This window comes from Amycolatopsis viridis (genome assembly GCF_011758765.1).
GTDB lineage: Bacteria > Actinomycetota > Actinomycetes > Mycobacteriales > Pseudonocardiaceae > Amycolatopsis_E > Amycolatopsis_E viridis.
The window spans coordinates 3730108-3743873 of record NZ_JAANOU010000001.1; the positions used below are offsets into that span (position 1 = coordinate 3730108).

At 73.3% G+C, this 13766-nt stretch carries 14 protein-coding genes and 1 riboswitch; of the genes, 4 read left to right on the forward strand and 10 right to left on the reverse strand.

What is annotated here, in order from left to right; all coding sequences use genetic code 11:
* Positions 1-92 precede the first annotated feature (92 nt).
* Positions 93-836 carry an HAD family hydrolase gene (locus tag FHX46_RS18500; RefSeq protein ID WP_167116521.1) on the forward strand — a complete coding sequence of 248 codons (744 nt, stop codon included), beginning with the start codon at positions 93-95 and terminating at the stop codon, positions 834-836.
* Positions 833-3214 carry a glycoside hydrolase family 65 protein gene (locus FHX46_RS18505; protein ID WP_167116524.1) on the forward strand — a complete coding sequence of 794 codons (2382 nt, stop codon included), beginning with the start codon at positions 833-835 and terminating at the stop codon, positions 3212-3214. Before FHX46_RS18500 ends, FHX46_RS18505 begins: the two co-directional genes overlap by 4 nt.
* Before the next feature lie 45 nt (positions 3215-3259).
* Here FHX46_RS18505 and FHX46_RS18510 read toward each other — a convergent pair whose 3' ends face one another.
* Genes FHX46_RS18510 through FHX46_RS18525 form a run of 4 tightly spaced genes read right to left on the reverse strand, consistent with a single transcriptional unit; the run spans position 3260 to position 4858 of the window.
* Positions 3260-3469 carry a hypervirulence associated TUDOR domain-containing protein gene (locus FHX46_RS18510; protein ID WP_167116527.1) on the reverse strand — a complete coding sequence of 70 codons (210 nt, stop codon included), beginning with the start codon at positions 3467-3469 and terminating at the stop codon, positions 3260-3262.
* A gap of 11 nt (positions 3470-3480) precedes the next feature.
* On the reverse strand, positions 3481-3837 hold the full coding sequence (locus FHX46_RS18515; protein ID WP_167116530.1) for a DUF3140 domain-containing protein: 357 nt from the start codon (positions 3835-3837) through the stop codon (positions 3481-3483).
* Positions 3838-3877: 40 nt separating this feature from the next.
* The gene (locus FHX46_RS18520) at positions 3878-4051 is read right to left on the reverse strand and encodes a hypothetical protein (RefSeq protein ID WP_167116533.1); all 174 of its coding nucleotides are present in this window, start codon (positions 4049-4051) and stop codon (positions 3878-3880) included.
* Positions 4052-4081: 30 nt separating this feature from the next.
* Positions 4082-4858 carry an Fpg/Nei family DNA glycosylase gene (locus FHX46_RS18525; protein WP_167116536.1) on the reverse strand — a complete coding sequence of 259 codons (777 nt, stop codon included), beginning with the start codon at positions 4856-4858 and terminating at the stop codon, positions 4082-4084.
* Positions 4859-4943: 85 nt separating this feature from the next.
* On the opposite strand from FHX46_RS18525, the gene FHX46_RS18530 reads away from it, so the two are divergent.
* Entirely contained in the window at positions 4944-5324 is a 381-nt protein-coding gene (locus tag FHX46_RS18530) for a nitroreductase family deazaflavin-dependent oxidoreductase (protein WP_167116539.1), read from the forward strand.
* Here FHX46_RS18530 and FHX46_RS18535 read toward each other — a convergent pair.
* From FHX46_RS18535 to FHX46_RS18545, 3 genes are read right to left on the reverse strand one after another with little or no spacing between them, the layout of a single operon-like run.
* Complete coding sequence (locus FHX46_RS18535; protein WP_167116542.1) at positions 5317-6357, reverse strand: LLM class F420-dependent oxidoreductase; 1041 nt, start codon at positions 6355-6357, stop codon at positions 5317-5319. The two genes, FHX46_RS18530 and FHX46_RS18535, sit on opposite strands and share 8 nt — an antisense overlap.
* A 46-nt stretch (positions 6358-6403) precedes the next feature.
* Positions 6404-8035 (reverse strand): DUF885 domain-containing protein, encoded by a 1632-nt coding sequence (locus tag FHX46_RS18540; protein WP_167116547.1) that lies wholly within the window; start codon positions 8033-8035, stop codon positions 6404-6406.
* A complete protein-coding gene (locus tag FHX46_RS18545) occupies positions 8032-9684 on the reverse strand; it encodes a DUF885 domain-containing protein (protein WP_167116550.1) in 1653 nt (550 codons plus the stop codon). Before FHX46_RS18545 ends, FHX46_RS18540 begins: the two co-directional genes overlap by 4 nt.
* A gap of 116 nt (positions 9685-9800) precedes the next feature.
* Here FHX46_RS18545 and FHX46_RS18550 point away from each other — a divergent pair, with 116 nt between their 5' ends.
* Entirely contained in the window at positions 9801-10751 is a 951-nt protein-coding gene (locus FHX46_RS18550) for an AsnC family protein (protein WP_167116553.1), read from the forward strand.
* On the opposite strand, the gene FHX46_RS18555 is transcribed toward FHX46_RS18550, so the two are convergent.
* Genes FHX46_RS18555 through FHX46_RS18565 form a run of 3 tightly spaced genes read right to left on the reverse strand, consistent with a single transcriptional unit; the run spans position 10748 to position 13605 of the window.
* Positions 10748-11674, reverse strand: coding sequence for an RluA family pseudouridine synthase (locus tag FHX46_RS18555; RefSeq protein WP_313886178.1), 927 nt, complete (start codon positions 11672-11674; stop codon positions 10748-10750). The genes FHX46_RS18550 and FHX46_RS18555 overlap by 4 nt on opposite strands.
* Positions 11671-12246 carry a signal peptidase II gene (lspA, locus tag FHX46_RS18560; protein WP_167116556.1) on the reverse strand — a complete coding sequence of 192 codons (576 nt, stop codon included), beginning with the start codon at positions 12244-12246 and terminating at the stop codon, positions 11671-11673. Before lspA ends, FHX46_RS18555 begins: the two co-directional genes overlap by 4 nt.
* A gap of 36 nt (positions 12247-12282) precedes the next feature.
* Positions 12283-13605 carry an aminotransferase class V-fold PLP-dependent enzyme gene (locus FHX46_RS18565; protein ID WP_167116559.1) on the reverse strand — a complete coding sequence of 441 codons (1323 nt, stop codon included), beginning with the start codon at positions 13603-13605 and terminating at the stop codon, positions 12283-12285.
* Positions 13606-13637: 32 nt separating this feature from the next.
* Positions 13638-13752, reverse strand: a riboswitch (SAM riboswitch).
* Between the last annotated feature and the right edge of the window lie 14 nt (positions 13753-13766).

Consider the following 13766-nt stretch of genomic DNA (forward strand, 5'->3'; position numbering starts at 1 on the left):
GCTCGATCCTGCCAGCAACACCGGCCCGCGTGGTGCGCTTCCGCCGGCCCGGAACGCGGCGAGCGTCCGCGTTCCCCGGTACCGTGCAGGGCATGATCGGGTTGCCCGACGACATCACCGCGTGCCTGTTCGATCTGGACGGTGTCCTCACCGGCACCGCCGCCCTGCACCGCGAAGCCTGGAAGCAGACGTTCGACGGGTTCCTGCGTGAACGGGACGGCGACGGGTTCCGCCCGTTCACCGACGCCGACTACGCCGAGTACGTGGACGGGCGGCCGCGGCTGGACGGGGTGCGCTCGTTCCTCGCCTCACGCGGGATCGAGCTGCCCGAGGGCGGCCCGGACGACCCGGTGACCGAGCACACGGTGAACGGACTGGGCAACCGCAAGAACCACCTGGTGCTGCGGATCATCGCCGAACGCGGGCCGAACCCGTTCGAGGGCTCGCGCCGCTACCTGGAGGCCGCGCGGGCCGCCGGACTCAAGATCGCCGTCGTGACGTCGTCGGCGAACGCGCAGGCGGTGCTGGACGCCGCCGGTTTCACCCCGTTCGTGCAGGCCCGCATCGACGGGCTGGTCATCACCCGGGACCGGCTGCGCGGCAAACCGGCGCCGGACTCCTTCGTGGCCGGGGCGAAGGCGCTGGGCGTGGAACCCGCGCGGGCCGCGGTGTTCGAGGACGCGCTGGCCGGGGTCGAGGCCGGGCGGGCGGGACACTTCGGGTTCGTCGTCGGCGTGAACCGGGCGAACCAGGCGGAGGCGCTGCGGGCGCACGGTGCCGACGTGGTGGTGGACGATCTGGCGGAACTGCTGGGCGACACGGGAGAAACGGCATGAGCCTGGTGACGCGTGGCTACGAGTGCGCGCCGTGGGAACTGCGGTGGCGCGGGCTCGCGGTCGACCAGCTGCAGCGCACGGAGTCGGCGTTCGCGCTGTCCAACGGGCACATCGGCCTGCGCGGAACCCTGGAGGAGGGTGAGCCGCGCGGTCTGCCCGGCACCTACCTCAACGGGTACTACGAGGAGCACGAACTCCCCTACGCCGAGGCCGGTTACGGCTATCCGGAGGCCGGGCAGACGGTCGTCAACGTGACCGACGGCAAGATCATCCGCCTGCTGGTCGAGGACGAGCCGTTCGACATGCGGTACGGCGCCGCCACCGAGCACGACCGCGTGCTCGACTTCCGCACCGGCACGCTGACCCGGACCACGGAGTGGTCGTCGCCGACCGGGCGGCAGGTGCGGGTGCGCACGCAGCGGCTGGTGTCGTTCACGCAGCGGGCGGTCGTGGCGATCCGGTACGAGGTGGAGCCGCTGGACGGGAAGATGCAGCTGGTGCTGCAATCGGACCTGCTGGCCAACGAGCCGATCGAGACCGACACCACGGACCCGCGGGTGGCCGCGGCGCTGCAATCGCCGCTGGAGTCGGAGTTCTACCTGGCCGACGGTTACCGCGCAGTGCTGGTGCACCGGACGAAGCGGTCCGGGCTGCGGATGGCCGCGGCGATGGACCACCAGATCGAGTCGCCGGACGGCCTGCGCACCGACATCCTCGCCGAGGAGGACCTGGCGCGGCTGAGCATCGCGGTGGACGTGCCGCAGGGCAAGGTGCTGCGGATGACCAAGTTCGTCGGGTACGGGTGGTCGGCCCAGCGGTCCGTGCCGGCGCTGCGCGCGCAGGTGGACGCGGCACTCGCCGGGGCGCTGCAAACCGGCTGGGACGGGTTGCTGGCCGAGCAGCGCGCGTTCCTGGACGACTTCTGGGAGACCGCGGACATCGAGATCGACGGCGATCCCGAGCTGCAGCAGGCGACCCGGTTCGCGTTGTTCCACATCCTGCAGGCCGGGGCCCGCGGCGAGAGCCGGGCGATCCCGGGCAAGGGCCTGACCGGGCCGGGCTACGACGGGCACGCGTTCTGGGACACCGAGTCGTTCGTGCTGCCCGTGCTGACCTACAGCGTGCCGGAGGCGGCCCGGGACGCCTTGCGGTGGCGGCATTCCACGTTGCCCAAGGCGCGGGAACGCGCCCGCCAGCTCGGGTTGCGCGGTGCCGCGTTCCCGTGGCGGTCGATCAACGGCGCCGAGTGCTCGGCGTACTGGCCGGCGGGCACCGCGGCGTTCCACGTCAGCGCCGACATCGCCGACGCGGTCGCCCGCTACTACTGGGCCACCGGTGACGCGGAGTTCGAGCGGCAGTGCGGCGCCGAGCTGCTGCTGGAAACGGCGCGGTTGTGGATGTCGCTGGGCCACTTCGACCGGCACGGCCGGTTCCGCATCGACGGGGTGACCGGCCCGGACGAGTACTCGGCGGTGTCGGACAACAACGTCTACACGAACCTGATGGCGCAGCGGAACCTCCGCGAGGCGGCGGCGTCCTGCGAGCGCGTCCCCGAGGTTGCGTCGCTGTTCGGGGTGGACGAAACGGAGCTGGGTGGCTGGCGCGAGGCCGCCGAGCGGATGTACGTGCCCTACAACGAAGAACTCGGGGTGCACCCGCAGTCGGACGGTTTCACCGAGCACCTGGACTGGGATTTCGCCGCCACCCCGCCGGAGAACTACCCGTTGCTGCTGCACTACCCGTACTTCGACCTGTACCGCAAACAGGTGGTGAAGCAGGCCGATCTGGTGCTGGCCCTGCACCTGCGCGGTGACGCGTTCACCGCCGAGCAGAAGCGCCGCGACTTCGCCTACTACGAGGCCCGCACGGTGCGTGACTCGTCCCTGTCCGCCGGCACCCAGGCGGTGATCGCGGCCGAGGTGGGACATCTGGACCTCGCCTACGACTACCTGGCCGAGGCAGCGCTGACCGATCTGCACGACGTGCACAACAACGTCCGCAATGGACTGCACATGGCGTCGCTGGCCGGGGCGTGGCTGGGCGTGGTCGCCGGGTTCGGCGGGATGCGCGACCACGACGGGAAGCTCACCTTCGCGCCGCGGCTGCCGCCGGCGCTGGACCGCATCGAGTTCCGGATGTGCTTCCGCGGCAGCCGGTTCGCGGTGGAGATCCACTCCGACAGCGCCACCTACCGGCTGCTGTCGGGCAAGCCGGTGGAGATCCGGCACCACGGCGAGCCGATGTCGGTCACCGAGGAGCCGGCCACCCGGCCGGTCCCGGAGATCGATCCCGGCCCGGCACCGCACCAGCCGAGCGGCCGCGCGCCGGTGCACCGCGACCCCGGCCGGGTGCGGCGCAACCTCGCCGCGTCCTGCTGACGACCGGGTGATCAGCGGTCTCCCCGCCGCGGGGAGACCCGCCGGTCAGTCCGCCGGGTGCAGTTTGTCCGGCTTGTGCACCGCCGTCCGGCCGGACTTCTCGCTCCGCACCAGGTACTGCGGGTTGTCCTCGGACGCCCGTACCTGGCGCCCGCCGGCGTGGGTGTCCTCGGTGATCTTCTGCTCGACGGTGCCGACCGAGCTCTCGTTGCCGGCGTCCCAGCGGACGCGGTCGCCCTTCTTGAACTCCGTCATCGTCCCTCCCGTCACCGGAGCGGGTCGTGGCCCCAGTTCATCAGCGAATACCGCCATTTCGTCTCCGTGACGTCACCGGAGGGCCGCTGGGCGCGGTGCCGGTGGAGGTAACCGAGCACCTTCCGCATGTGCTGGTAGTCCTCGTCGCCGAGGTCGTCCCGCTTGCTCCGCAGGATCTGCACGATCCGCCGGCCCGAGGAGTGCCCGACGGACTCCCCGCCACCGTCGTGCTGGCCCGCCTGCTTCGATTCGTCCGTCTCGAGCCAGTCCTCCAACTCCTTCGGCGTCATGTTCACTTCGTCGCGGAACCGGCGCCAGATCTCGTCCGTGTCGTTCGTGTCGCCTTTGTCGTCCGTGTCGTCGTCCATCGCGACCGGGTACCCGATCCGTCCGGCTCCGCACCCGCGCTCAGTCGGGCGGTTCGGGCACCCCCTCCGCGGGCTCGACCTCCTCCGAGTTCGGGGGCGTCTCGACGTCCTCGGTGGGACCGAGGTCCAGGTCGGGGTGCCGCACGTCGGGGAAGTCCGGGGACAGCGGCGGTTCCGGGCTGACCTGCTTCTTCTCGTCGTCCTTGTCGGTCATGGCACCGGCTTACCCCGTTTCGGCCCGCTGTCAACCGGGTTGGCAGCGCGGGCACCAGACCGTGCCGCGGCCACCGGCCCGGCCGTGCTCGAGCGTCGCGCCGCATCGCGGGCACGATCCGGAGGGCTCGTCGCGGCGACCGGTGAGCCAGCTCTTGCGTGGCGGCACCCGTTCCGCCTGCACCGCCGCGCGCAGCACCGCGCGCATTTCCCGGTACAGGGCGTCGGCCGCCGCCCGGTCCAGGTCGGCCGCGGGGGTGTGCGGGTTGAGCCGTGCCCGCCACAGGATCTCGTCGACCAGCAGGTTTCCCAGGCCGCCGAGGACGGACTGGTCGGTGAGCAGCGGCTTGAGCTGCCGGCGGCGGCCGAGCAGTTCGCGGAACCGGTCCTGGCCCACCGCCAGCGCGTCCGGTCCGGTGTCCGCGAGCAGCCGGTCGAGTTCCGCGTCGTCGGCGGCCAGGCGCAGGCCCTGGAGCTTGCGCATGTCGCGGTAACGCAGCTCGCCGTCGTCGAACGCGAAGATCACCCGGTCGTGCCGCTCCCGGTCCCCGGTCTCCCACCGCAGCGATCCGGTCATGCCGAAGTGCAGCACGACCGTCTCCGGGCGGTCCACCACCGGCGCGATCAGCCACTTGCCGAGCCGCCGTGGCTCGCCGAACCGGCGCCCGGTGAGCGTGTCCCGCAGCCGGCGGCCGGTCACACCCCGCAGGACGCCCGCGTCGAGCGTCGTGACCTCGGTGATGCGCTTGCCTGCCGCGTGCCGGGTGAGAACCCGGCGGAACCCTTCGACGTCCGGCAGTTCGGGCATACCGGAGCGTTCCCCGCGGGGAGCTGGCCGAAACCCGAATTCATCGCGCGTTGATTTCTGCGCACCGGCTTGGCATGCTGATCGCATGGTGTTGTCGAAGAAGGTCGCCAGGTTCAACCGCGTCGCGACCAACCGCGTGCTCGGGCCACTGAGCATGTGGCTGCCCGGGTTCGCCATGATCGTCCACCGCGGCCGCCGGTCCGGGCGGACCTACCGGACTCCGGTGAAGACCTTCCGGGTGGCGGACAGTCTCGTCGTGGCCCTGACCTACGGCCCGGACGCCGACTGGGTCCGCAACGTCCTGGCAGCCGGCGGGTGCGAGATCGAGACGCGCACGCGGATCATCAAGGCGACCCGCCCCAGGGTGGTGCGCGACGAACGACGGACGACCATGCCGCCCGGCGTCCGCCACATCCTCGGCGCCGTCGGGGTGACCGAGTTCCTGTTCCTCGACCGGGTCAGCTGAGCAGTTCCCGCAGCTCGCCGACGACCACGGCGCGGCGAGCCGGGTCGGGGTCGAGGAACGTGAGCTGCAGGGTGGTGACCCCGGCCTCGCGCAGGGCGGCCAGCCGCTCCCGCACGTACCCCTTCGGGCCGACCAGGCAGATGGCCCGCAGCAGGTCGAGCGGGACGGCCGCAGCGGCCTCCTCCTTCTTGCCGTCGAGGTAGAGGTCCTGGATCAGCTTGGCCTCCGCCTCATAGCCGTAGCGGCAGGCCAGCTCGGTGTAGAAGTTCTTGCCGCGGGCGCCCATGCCGCCGACGTAGAGGGCCACCACCGGCCGGACCCAGTCGAGCATCCCGCCGACGTCCTCACCGATCGCCACCGGCACGCCGACGGCGACGTCGAGCTCGCCCAGGGACGGGTCGCGCTTGGCCCTGCCCTCGGCGAGCGCCTCGCCCCACACCTCGGCGGCCCGCTCCGGGTGGAAGAAGATCGGCTGCCAGCCCTCCGCGATTTCCGCGGTCAGCGCCACGTTCTTCGGGCCGATCGCGGCGATCTGGACCGGGATCCGCTCCCGCACCGGGTGGTTGATGATCTTCAGCGGCTTGCCCAGACCGGTGCCCTGGTCCGCCGGCAGCGGGATCTGGTAGTGCTTGCCGTCGTGCACGACGCGCTCCCGCCGCCACACCTGGCGGCAGATCTCCACGATCTCGCGCGTGCGGCCCAGCGGCGCGTCGTAGCGCACCCCGTGGAAGCCCTCGACGACCTGCGGCCCGGACGCCCCGATGCCGAGGATGAACCGGCCGCCGGACACGAAGTCCAGGCCCGCCGCCGTCATGGCGGTCAGCGTCGGCGTCCGCGTGTAAATCTGCAGGATGCCCGAGGCCAGCTGGACCCGCTCGGTCTTGGCCGCGAGGTAGCCGAGCTGGCTGACCGCGTCGAACGAATAGGCCTCGGGGACGGTGACGACGTCGAGCCCGGCCTTCTCCAGCTCGACCACGTCCCGGACGCTCTCGGCGAACCCGCCGGAGTAGTTGATCTGGGTGCCGATCCGCATCGATGCCACCTTTGCTTCTAAGCGTGCGCTTACCTCGAGCGCCACACTACCGGCTGGTAATCCAGTCCGAAACCACCCGGTCCAGAACGGGCAGCGGGAGAATCCCGTGCCCCAGCACCACGTCGTGGAAGTCCCGGACGTCGAACCGCTCGCCCAGCGCGCGCTCGGCACCGGCCCGGATCCGCCGGATCTCCAGCCGCCCGACCGCGTACGACAACGCCGGCCCCGGGCAGCCGAGGTAGCGGTCGACCTCCTCGGCGATCTCCACCTCGGCCATCGGCGTGTGCTCCCGCAGGTAGTCCACCGCCCGCTGCCGGGACCAGCCCAGCGCGTGCAGCCCGGTGTCCACCACCAGGCGGCCGGCGCGCATCGCGTCCTGGGTCAGCATGCCCAGCCGCGCCACCTCATCGGAGTACAGGCCCATCTCGTCGGCCAGCCGCTCGGCGTAGAGGCCCCAGCCCTCGGTGTAGGCGTTGACCTCGGCGATCCGGCGCAGCAGGGGCAGGTCCAGCTGCTGCGCGAGCGAGATCTGGAGGTGGTGGCCGGGGATCGCCTCGTGGAAGGCGACCGCCTCGCCGACGTGCCGCAGCCGTTCCGGTGCCTGCACCGTGCTGGCGTAGTAGACGCCCGGCCGGGAGCCGTCCAGCGCCGGTTCAATGTAGTAGGCGATCGTGCCCGCACCGGCCTCGGTCGCCGGTACCGGCCGCACCTCGCACCGCGCCGACGGGATCGTCCGGAACCACCGGGGCGCCGCGACCTCCGCCCTGGCGATCGCCGCACGCGCGGCGGCCAGCAGTTCCTCGCCGCTGCCCCAGCGCAACGCGGGATCGGTGCGCAGCCGGTGGAAGATCTCCGCCAGGTCCGTGGTGCCGAACACGCGGCGGCCGACCGCCCGGAACTCGCCGGCCAGGTCGGCGATCAGGGCGAGCCCGATGTCGTGCAGTTCCTGCGCGGTGCGCCCGGTGGTGGTGTGCGCCCGGATCAGCCCGGCGTACCGGGGCAGACCGCCGGGCTGCCAGCACAGGCCCGGCTCGTCCGCGGGCCGGGCACGCGCCCGCAGCTCACCGGCGAGGAACTCGCGGTAGCGGACCAGGGCGGGCCGCACCGACCCGGCCAGCAGTGCGTCCCGCTCGGCGGCCAGCGCGCCGGACCCGACATCCAGGCGCAACGGCGCAACCCCGGGCGCGGCCAGCAACCGGTCGAAGTAGCCGATCGCCCCATCCACCAGGAAACCCGGCGGCGTGAGGCCGCCGGACTGCCGCTCGATCACCTGGTCCACCAGGGCCGGCACGGCGGCGAGCCGGGCGAGGAAACCGCGGGCCCGGCCGGGGCCGGTCAGCTCGATCATCGGCAGCGTCATCAGCACCAGCTGGACCGGCGCGGTGAACGCGTCGCTGACGGCGAACTCGGGAAGCCGCGCGTCGAGGAGGTCGACAGCCGCCCGGGCCTGCTGGACGACGACGTCGCGCGTCACCGCCTCACCGGGCCCGGCCGGCTCGGCCGCCCCGGCACGGGCGGCGAGATCCAGACAGGCGGCCCGGTGGCGCGCCTGCGCCTGCGCGCTCACATCCGGCAGCCGGTCGTGGTCCCCCGGCAGGCCGAGCACGGACGCACGCAGCGGATCGGCCGCCAGCAGCCGGCCGGTGAGCTCCTCGCCGAGCGCGTCCACCTCGCTCACGGTCGCGCGATCCAGTCGTCCACCACACCCTCCAGCACCGACAGGGGCAGCGCGCCGCCACCGAGGACCAGGTCGTGGAAGGCGCGGATGTCGAACCGCTCCCCCAGCGCCCGCTCGGCCTTCGCCCGCACGCGCTGGATCTCCAGGCGCCCCACCATGTACGACAGCGCCTGCCCGGGGTAGGCGATGTAGCGGTCCACTTCGGACTCGATCTCCACCTGCGGCATCGGGGTGTTCTCCCGCAGGTAGTCCACCGCCTGCTGCCGCGACCACCCCAGCGCGTGCAGCCCGGTGTCCACCACCAGGCGGCCGGCCCGCATCGAGTCCATGGTGAGCATGCCGAGCAGTGCCACGTCGTCGGAGTACAGGCCCATCTCGGCGGCCAGCCGCTCGGCGTAGAGGCCCCAGCCCTCGGCGTAGGCGGTGAAGTCACCGATCCGGCGCAGCAGCGGCAGATCCGTCAGCGTCAGCGCGGTGGAGAGCTGGAAGTGGTGACCGGGGATGGCTTCGTGGAAGGCCATCACCTCGGCGGCGTGCCGGAACCGTTCGGTCACGTCGTGGGTGTTGGCGAAGTAGATCCCGGGCCGCGACCCGTCGACGGCCGGTTGCAGGTAGAACGCGGGCGGCGCGCCGGGCGCCTCGGCCGCCGGCACCGGCTCCACCACCCACGGGTGCGGCGGGATGCGGCCGAACCAGCGCGGCGCGGCCTCCTCGGCCCGGGCGATCGCCGCCCGGGCGGTGTCGAGCAGTTCCCCGGCACTGCCCCACCGCAGCTGCGGATCGGTGCGCAGCCGGTGGAAGATCTCGGCCAGATCGGTGGTGCCGAACACGCGCGAGCCGATCTCGCGGTACTCACCGGCCAGGTCGGCGATGATGCCCACGCCGGTTTCGTGCAGCTCGTCCGGGGTGCGATCGGTCGTGGTGTGCGTGCGGGCGAGGGCGGTGTAGATCGCCTCGCCGTCGGGCAGCCAGCACACGCCGGGCTTCTCCGGCGGGCGCCCGTGCGGCGCGATACCGGTGAGCGCGTCCCGGTAGGCGGCGAACGCGGGCCGCACCACCTCGGCGAGCACGCGGTCCCGTTCGCGGGCGAAGTCCTCGCTCGGCGCGGGCTGGCGCAGCAGCGGGTCGGAGCCGGGCTCGGCCAGGTAGCGGTCCAGGTGCGCGATCGCGGCGCGGACCAGGTGCTCGACCGGGACCCGTCCGGCGGCCACGCCGGCGCGGTGCCGGGCGGCGGCCTGCTCCAGGTAGCGCGGGATGTCCGCCAGCCGGGTGAGGTGCCGGCGGCCGTGCTCGTCGTCGGGCACGCCGATCATCGGCAGGATCGTCAGCAGGCCGACCGCGGGGGCGACGAAGATGTCGCTGATGGTGAACTCGACCGCGTGCGTGTCCAGCCGGTCCAGGTGACCGCGCGCCTGCGTCAGCACAACGTCCCGGGTCACCCGGTCCTCGGCGCTCAGCCCGGCCGGGTCGATCGCCTCGGCGCGCCGCACGAAGTCGGCGAGCCGGTCGCGGTGGGCGGCCTCGGCCTCCTCGCCGAGATCGCCGATCCCGTCCCGGGCGGATTCCAGCCCGAGTGCCGCCGGCCACAGCGGTTCGGCGTCGAACAGGGCTTCCACGAACTCGTCGGCGAGCTTCACGACCTCGGTCATCCATCCATCCCAGCGTCGTCGGGTGCGCGTTCCGCCAGCCTAGAACCGCTGGAACCGCGGTGCCCCGCGGCGGGGTGAGCACGCGCGGCGACGGCCGGCAGGTAGCGTCTGCTGCCGTGGCCGTGACCGATCCCGCCGATGCCCGTCTGCTCGCCGCGCTGGCCGATCTGGGCAAGGTGGCCGTGCACGAACTCGCCGCCCGGATCGGGATGGACCCGCGGGAGGCCGCCTACCGGCTGGTCGCGCTGTCCGGCAGCGGGCTGCCCCTGCTGGTCGGCGTGGAGAGCGATCCGCAGGGCCTGCGCGCCGCGCTCGCCGGGGCGTTCCCGCCGCCGCGGCATCCCGTGCCAGGGGTGCCGCGCGGGCCGTCCCCGGTGCCCTCCGGCGCCGTTCCCGCCGCCGGCTACCCGGCACCGGCTCCTCCCGCTCCGCCCCTCGCCCACCCGCCGAGCGGTCCCACCGGTTTCAGCGGTCCGCCTGCCGGCATGCCGGGTCCGCACGGGGTGCCGTCCGGGCCGTACCCGGCACCCGGCGCGGACCAGCGGCCCGCTCCGCCACCGCTGGACCCGGTGATCAGCACGTGGGGCCCGCCGCAGACGGCGTCGTGGGCCCGCGGCGACGCGCAGCCCGCCCCGGCGCCGGGGCCGCGCTCCGGCCGGGTCGGTGACCGGCTGGCCGGGCAGGGACTCGACGGTGAGCAGCTCGCCGTTCAGCTGCTCGAGGTGCAGGACCCGGCGGACTACCTGTTCGGCGCGGCCGGCTACCGGCTCCAGCCGGGTGAGCGGGCCGTCGTGGTGCACACCGAGGTCACCAACACCGGCCCGGTCCCGTTCCGCTCCCTGCCGGACAACTACCTGGAGCTGCTGACCGCCACCGGCGCGGCGATCGCCAAGGCACCGGTGTCGCTGACCTCCCGGCCGCCGCACCGGATCGGCGTCCAGCCGGGCGAGACCGCGGGCGGGCACACCGTGTACGTGGTGCCGGAGTCCGCGCGCGTGGTGGCGGTGCGCTGGAGCCCCCGCCCGGAGCCCGACGCACGCTCCTTGACCTGGTCGCTGGAGGACTAGCTCTCCGCGCGCAACACGTCCAGCGCGTGGGACAGATCCGCCGGGTACGGGGCTTCGAACTGCACCCAGCGTCCGTCCGCGGGATGCGCGAATCCCAGGGTGCGCGCGTGCAGCCACTGCCGGGTCAGGCCGAGCTTGCGGGCGAGCACCGGGTCCGCCCCGTAGGTCAGGTCCCCGGCGCACGGGTGGCGCAGCGCGGAGAAGTGCACGCGGATCTGGTGGGTGCGGCCGGTCTCCAGCTTGACGTCCAGCAGGGACGCCGCACGGAACGCCTCGATCACCTCGTAGTGCGTGACCGACGGGCGGCCGCCCGCGACGACGGCGAACTTGTAGTCGTGCCGCGGGTGCCGGTCGATCGGCGCGTCGATGGTGCCGCGGGTCGGGTCGGGGTGGCCCTGCACGACGGCGTGGTAACCCTTGTCGACGGTGCGTTCCTTGAACGCCCGCTTCAGCACGGTGTAGGCGTGCTCGCTCTTCGCCACCACCATCACGCCCGTGGTGCCCGCGTCGAGCCGGTGCACGACGCCCTGCCGCTCGGCGGCACCCGAGGTCGAGATCCGCAGTCCGGCCGCCGCGAGCCCACCGACGACGGTGGGCCCGGTCCAGCCCGGGCTGGGGTGCACCGCGACCCCGACCGGTTTCGCCACCACCACGATGTCGTCGTCGTCGTGCAGGATGCGCAGGCCGTCGACCGGTTCGGCGACGACCTCGACCGGGTTGTCCGGCTCGGGCAGGGTCACCTCGAGCAGCACCCCGGCGGACAGGCGGTCGGACTTGCCGGCCGGGCGGCCGTCGAGCAGGACGTCGCCCGACTCGGCGAGTTCGGCGACCACGGTGCGGGACAACCCGAGCAGCTTCGCCAGCCCGGCGTCCACGCGCATGCCGTCGAGCCCGTCCGGGACGGGCAGCATCCGCGCGCTCACCGCTTCGCCCTGCCCTTCACGGTGCCGTCGTACTCGCGGCCCAGCAGCGACAGCAGCACGATCAGCGCCCCGCCGACGCAGATCGCGGAGTCGGCCACGTTGAAGACCGGCCACACCTCGCCGTTGGGTGCGAACAGCGACACGAAGTCGACCACGTGCCCGCGCAGCACCCCCGGCGCCCGGAAGATCCGGTCCGCCAGGTTCCCGATCGCGCCGGCCAGGACGAGACCGAGACCGATCGCCCAGCCGACCGACCGCAACCGCTTGGCGAACCAGATCAACGCGACGACCACCCCGAACGCGACGACCGCGAACACCCAGGTCATCCCGGTGACGCCCAGGCCGAACGCGGCGAACGGGTTGCGGATCAGCTGCAGGTAGACGAGCCCGCCGAGGATCCGCACCGGTTCGTGCCCCGCCAGGGTGGCCGCGACGATCGACTTGGTGACGACGTCCAGGGCGAACACGACGACCGCGATCACGGCCAGCAGCAGGGTGCGCCGCTTGGGCTGCGGGGGCACCTGCTGCTCGTCCGGCACGGTGTCCGGGGAGGGCTGGGGGTCACTGCTCACCCCGTCATTGTCCACGTCAGGCGGGACCGCCCCGGTTCAGGCCAGGAAATCCGGCAGCGGCCGCGGGTCGGGGCTGGGCACCCACCGGCCGTCGGCCACCGCGTAGGTCCAGCGGGCGCCGCGGGCGACGATCTGCCGCAGCGCGGTCAGCAGCCGGTCCACGTGCTCGGCGGTGGTGCCCAGGCCGAGGCTCACCCGCAGCGCCTGCTGTCCCTCGCCCCCGGTGCGCGCCACCAGCCGCCGGGTCGCCACGTGGGCGCAGAACGCGCCGTCGCGCACACCGATGCCGTACTCGGCCGACAGGACCGCCGCCACCCAGCCGGGGTCGAACCCGTCGAGCACGAAACTGACCGTGCCGACCCGCTCGGCGGCGCCGTCGAACAGGCGCAGCTCCGCCAGCCCGGGTACGGCCGCGAGGCCGCGGGTGAGCCGCTCCAGCAGCCGCTGCTCGTGCGCGATCACCGCGTCCCAGGAGGCGGCCAGCTGCTCGCACGCCACGCCCAGCGCGTACACCCCGACGGTGTTGGGCGAGCCGGCCTCGTGCCGCTCGGCGCCGGTCTGCCAGGCCACGCCGAGGCGGTCGCCGTCGCGGCGCACCGACTTCGTCGCCCCACCGCCGGCCAGGTACGGATCGGCGGCGCGCAGCCAGTCCGCGCGGCCGACCAGCGCACCGGCGCCGTAGGGCGCGTACAGCTTGTGACCGGAGAGCGCGACGTAGTCCACGTCCAGCTCGCGCAACGAGATCGGCCGGTGCGGGGCGAGCTGGGCGCCGTCCAGCGCGATGCGCGCGCCGTGGCGGCGGGCCACTGCCGCGATCTCGGCGACCGGCAGGAGTTCGCCGGTCACGTTCGACGCGCCGGTCACGACCACCAGCCGCGGCCCCTCCGGGCACGCCGCGAGTGCACTGTCCACTGCGGACACGGCGGCGAGCCGGGTGTTCGGCAGCGCGATCCGCCGCACGTGGGGGCCGCGCCACGGCAGCAGCGCCGCGTGGTGCTCGGTGTCGAACACCACCACCGACGTGTGCCGCGGCAGGCTGCGGGCCAGCAGGTTCAGCGCGTCGGTCGTGTTGCGGGTGAACACGACCGCGTCGCCGGTGCGGGCACCGGTGAACCGGCGCAGCACGTCGCGGGTGCGCTCGTAGACCTTTGTGGACACCTGGGAGGCGAACCCGGCGCCGCGGTGCACGCTGGCGTAATGGGGCAGGAACTCCTCCACCGCGCGCCGCACCGGCTCCAGACAGGGAGCGCTGGCGGCGTGGTCGAGGTTGGCGTAGTCGAGCTGACCACCGGTGACCAGGGGAACGGCGGCGGCCACGGTCACGGCCGGGGTGGTGACGCGATCAAGAGCGAGAGTCATCGAGGCTCCTCGGGTCCAGGGACCCGCAGGCGGGTCCGCGCTTGCCCGCCGCACTGCGCGACGAGCCAGGTCCTCACCCGGGGCACCCCACCGCGGAAGGAGGGTTGCCGGCCAGCGAGCCGGGGCTTGGCGCTGGCACTCATGACCTACCGCGACACCGT

Excerpts from the sequence above, each read along its gene's own strand:
- FHX46_RS18500 (WP_167116521.1), top strand. The coding sequence starts at position 93 with ATGATCGGGTTGCCCGACGACATCACCGCGTGCCTGTTCGATCTGGAC.
- FHX46_RS18505 (WP_167116524.1), top strand. The coding sequence starts at position 833 with ATGAGCCTGGTGACGCGTGGCTACGAGTGCGCGCCGTGGGAACTGCGG.
- FHX46_RS18510 (WP_167116527.1), bottom strand. The coding sequence starts at position 3,469 with ATGACGGAGTTCAAGAAGGGCGACCGCGTCCGCTGGGACGCCGGCAAC.
- FHX46_RS18515 (WP_167116530.1), bottom strand. The coding sequence starts at position 3,837 with ATGGACGACGACACGGACGACAAAGGCGACACGAACGACACGGACGAG.
- FHX46_RS18520 (WP_167116533.1), bottom strand. The coding sequence starts at position 4,051 with ATGACCGACAAGGACGACGAGAAGAAGCAGGTCAGCCCGGAACCGCCG.
- FHX46_RS18525 (WP_167116536.1), bottom strand. The coding sequence starts at position 4,858 with ATGCCCGAACTGCCGGACGTCGAAGGGTTCCGCCGGGTTCTCACCCGG.
- FHX46_RS18530 (WP_167116539.1), top strand. The coding sequence starts at position 4,944 with ATGGTGTTGTCGAAGAAGGTCGCCAGGTTCAACCGCGTCGCGACCAAC.
- FHX46_RS18535 (WP_167116542.1), bottom strand. The coding sequence starts at position 6,357 with ATGCGGATCGGCACCCAGATCAACTACTCCGGCGGGTTCGCCGAGAGC.
- FHX46_RS18545 (WP_167116550.1), bottom strand. The coding sequence starts at position 9,684 with ATGACCGAGGTCGTGAAGCTCGCCGACGAGTTCGTGGAAGCCCTGTTC.
- FHX46_RS18565 (WP_167116559.1), bottom strand. The coding sequence starts at position 13,605 with ATGACTCTCGCTCTTGATCGCGTCACCACCCCGGCCGTGACCGTGGCC.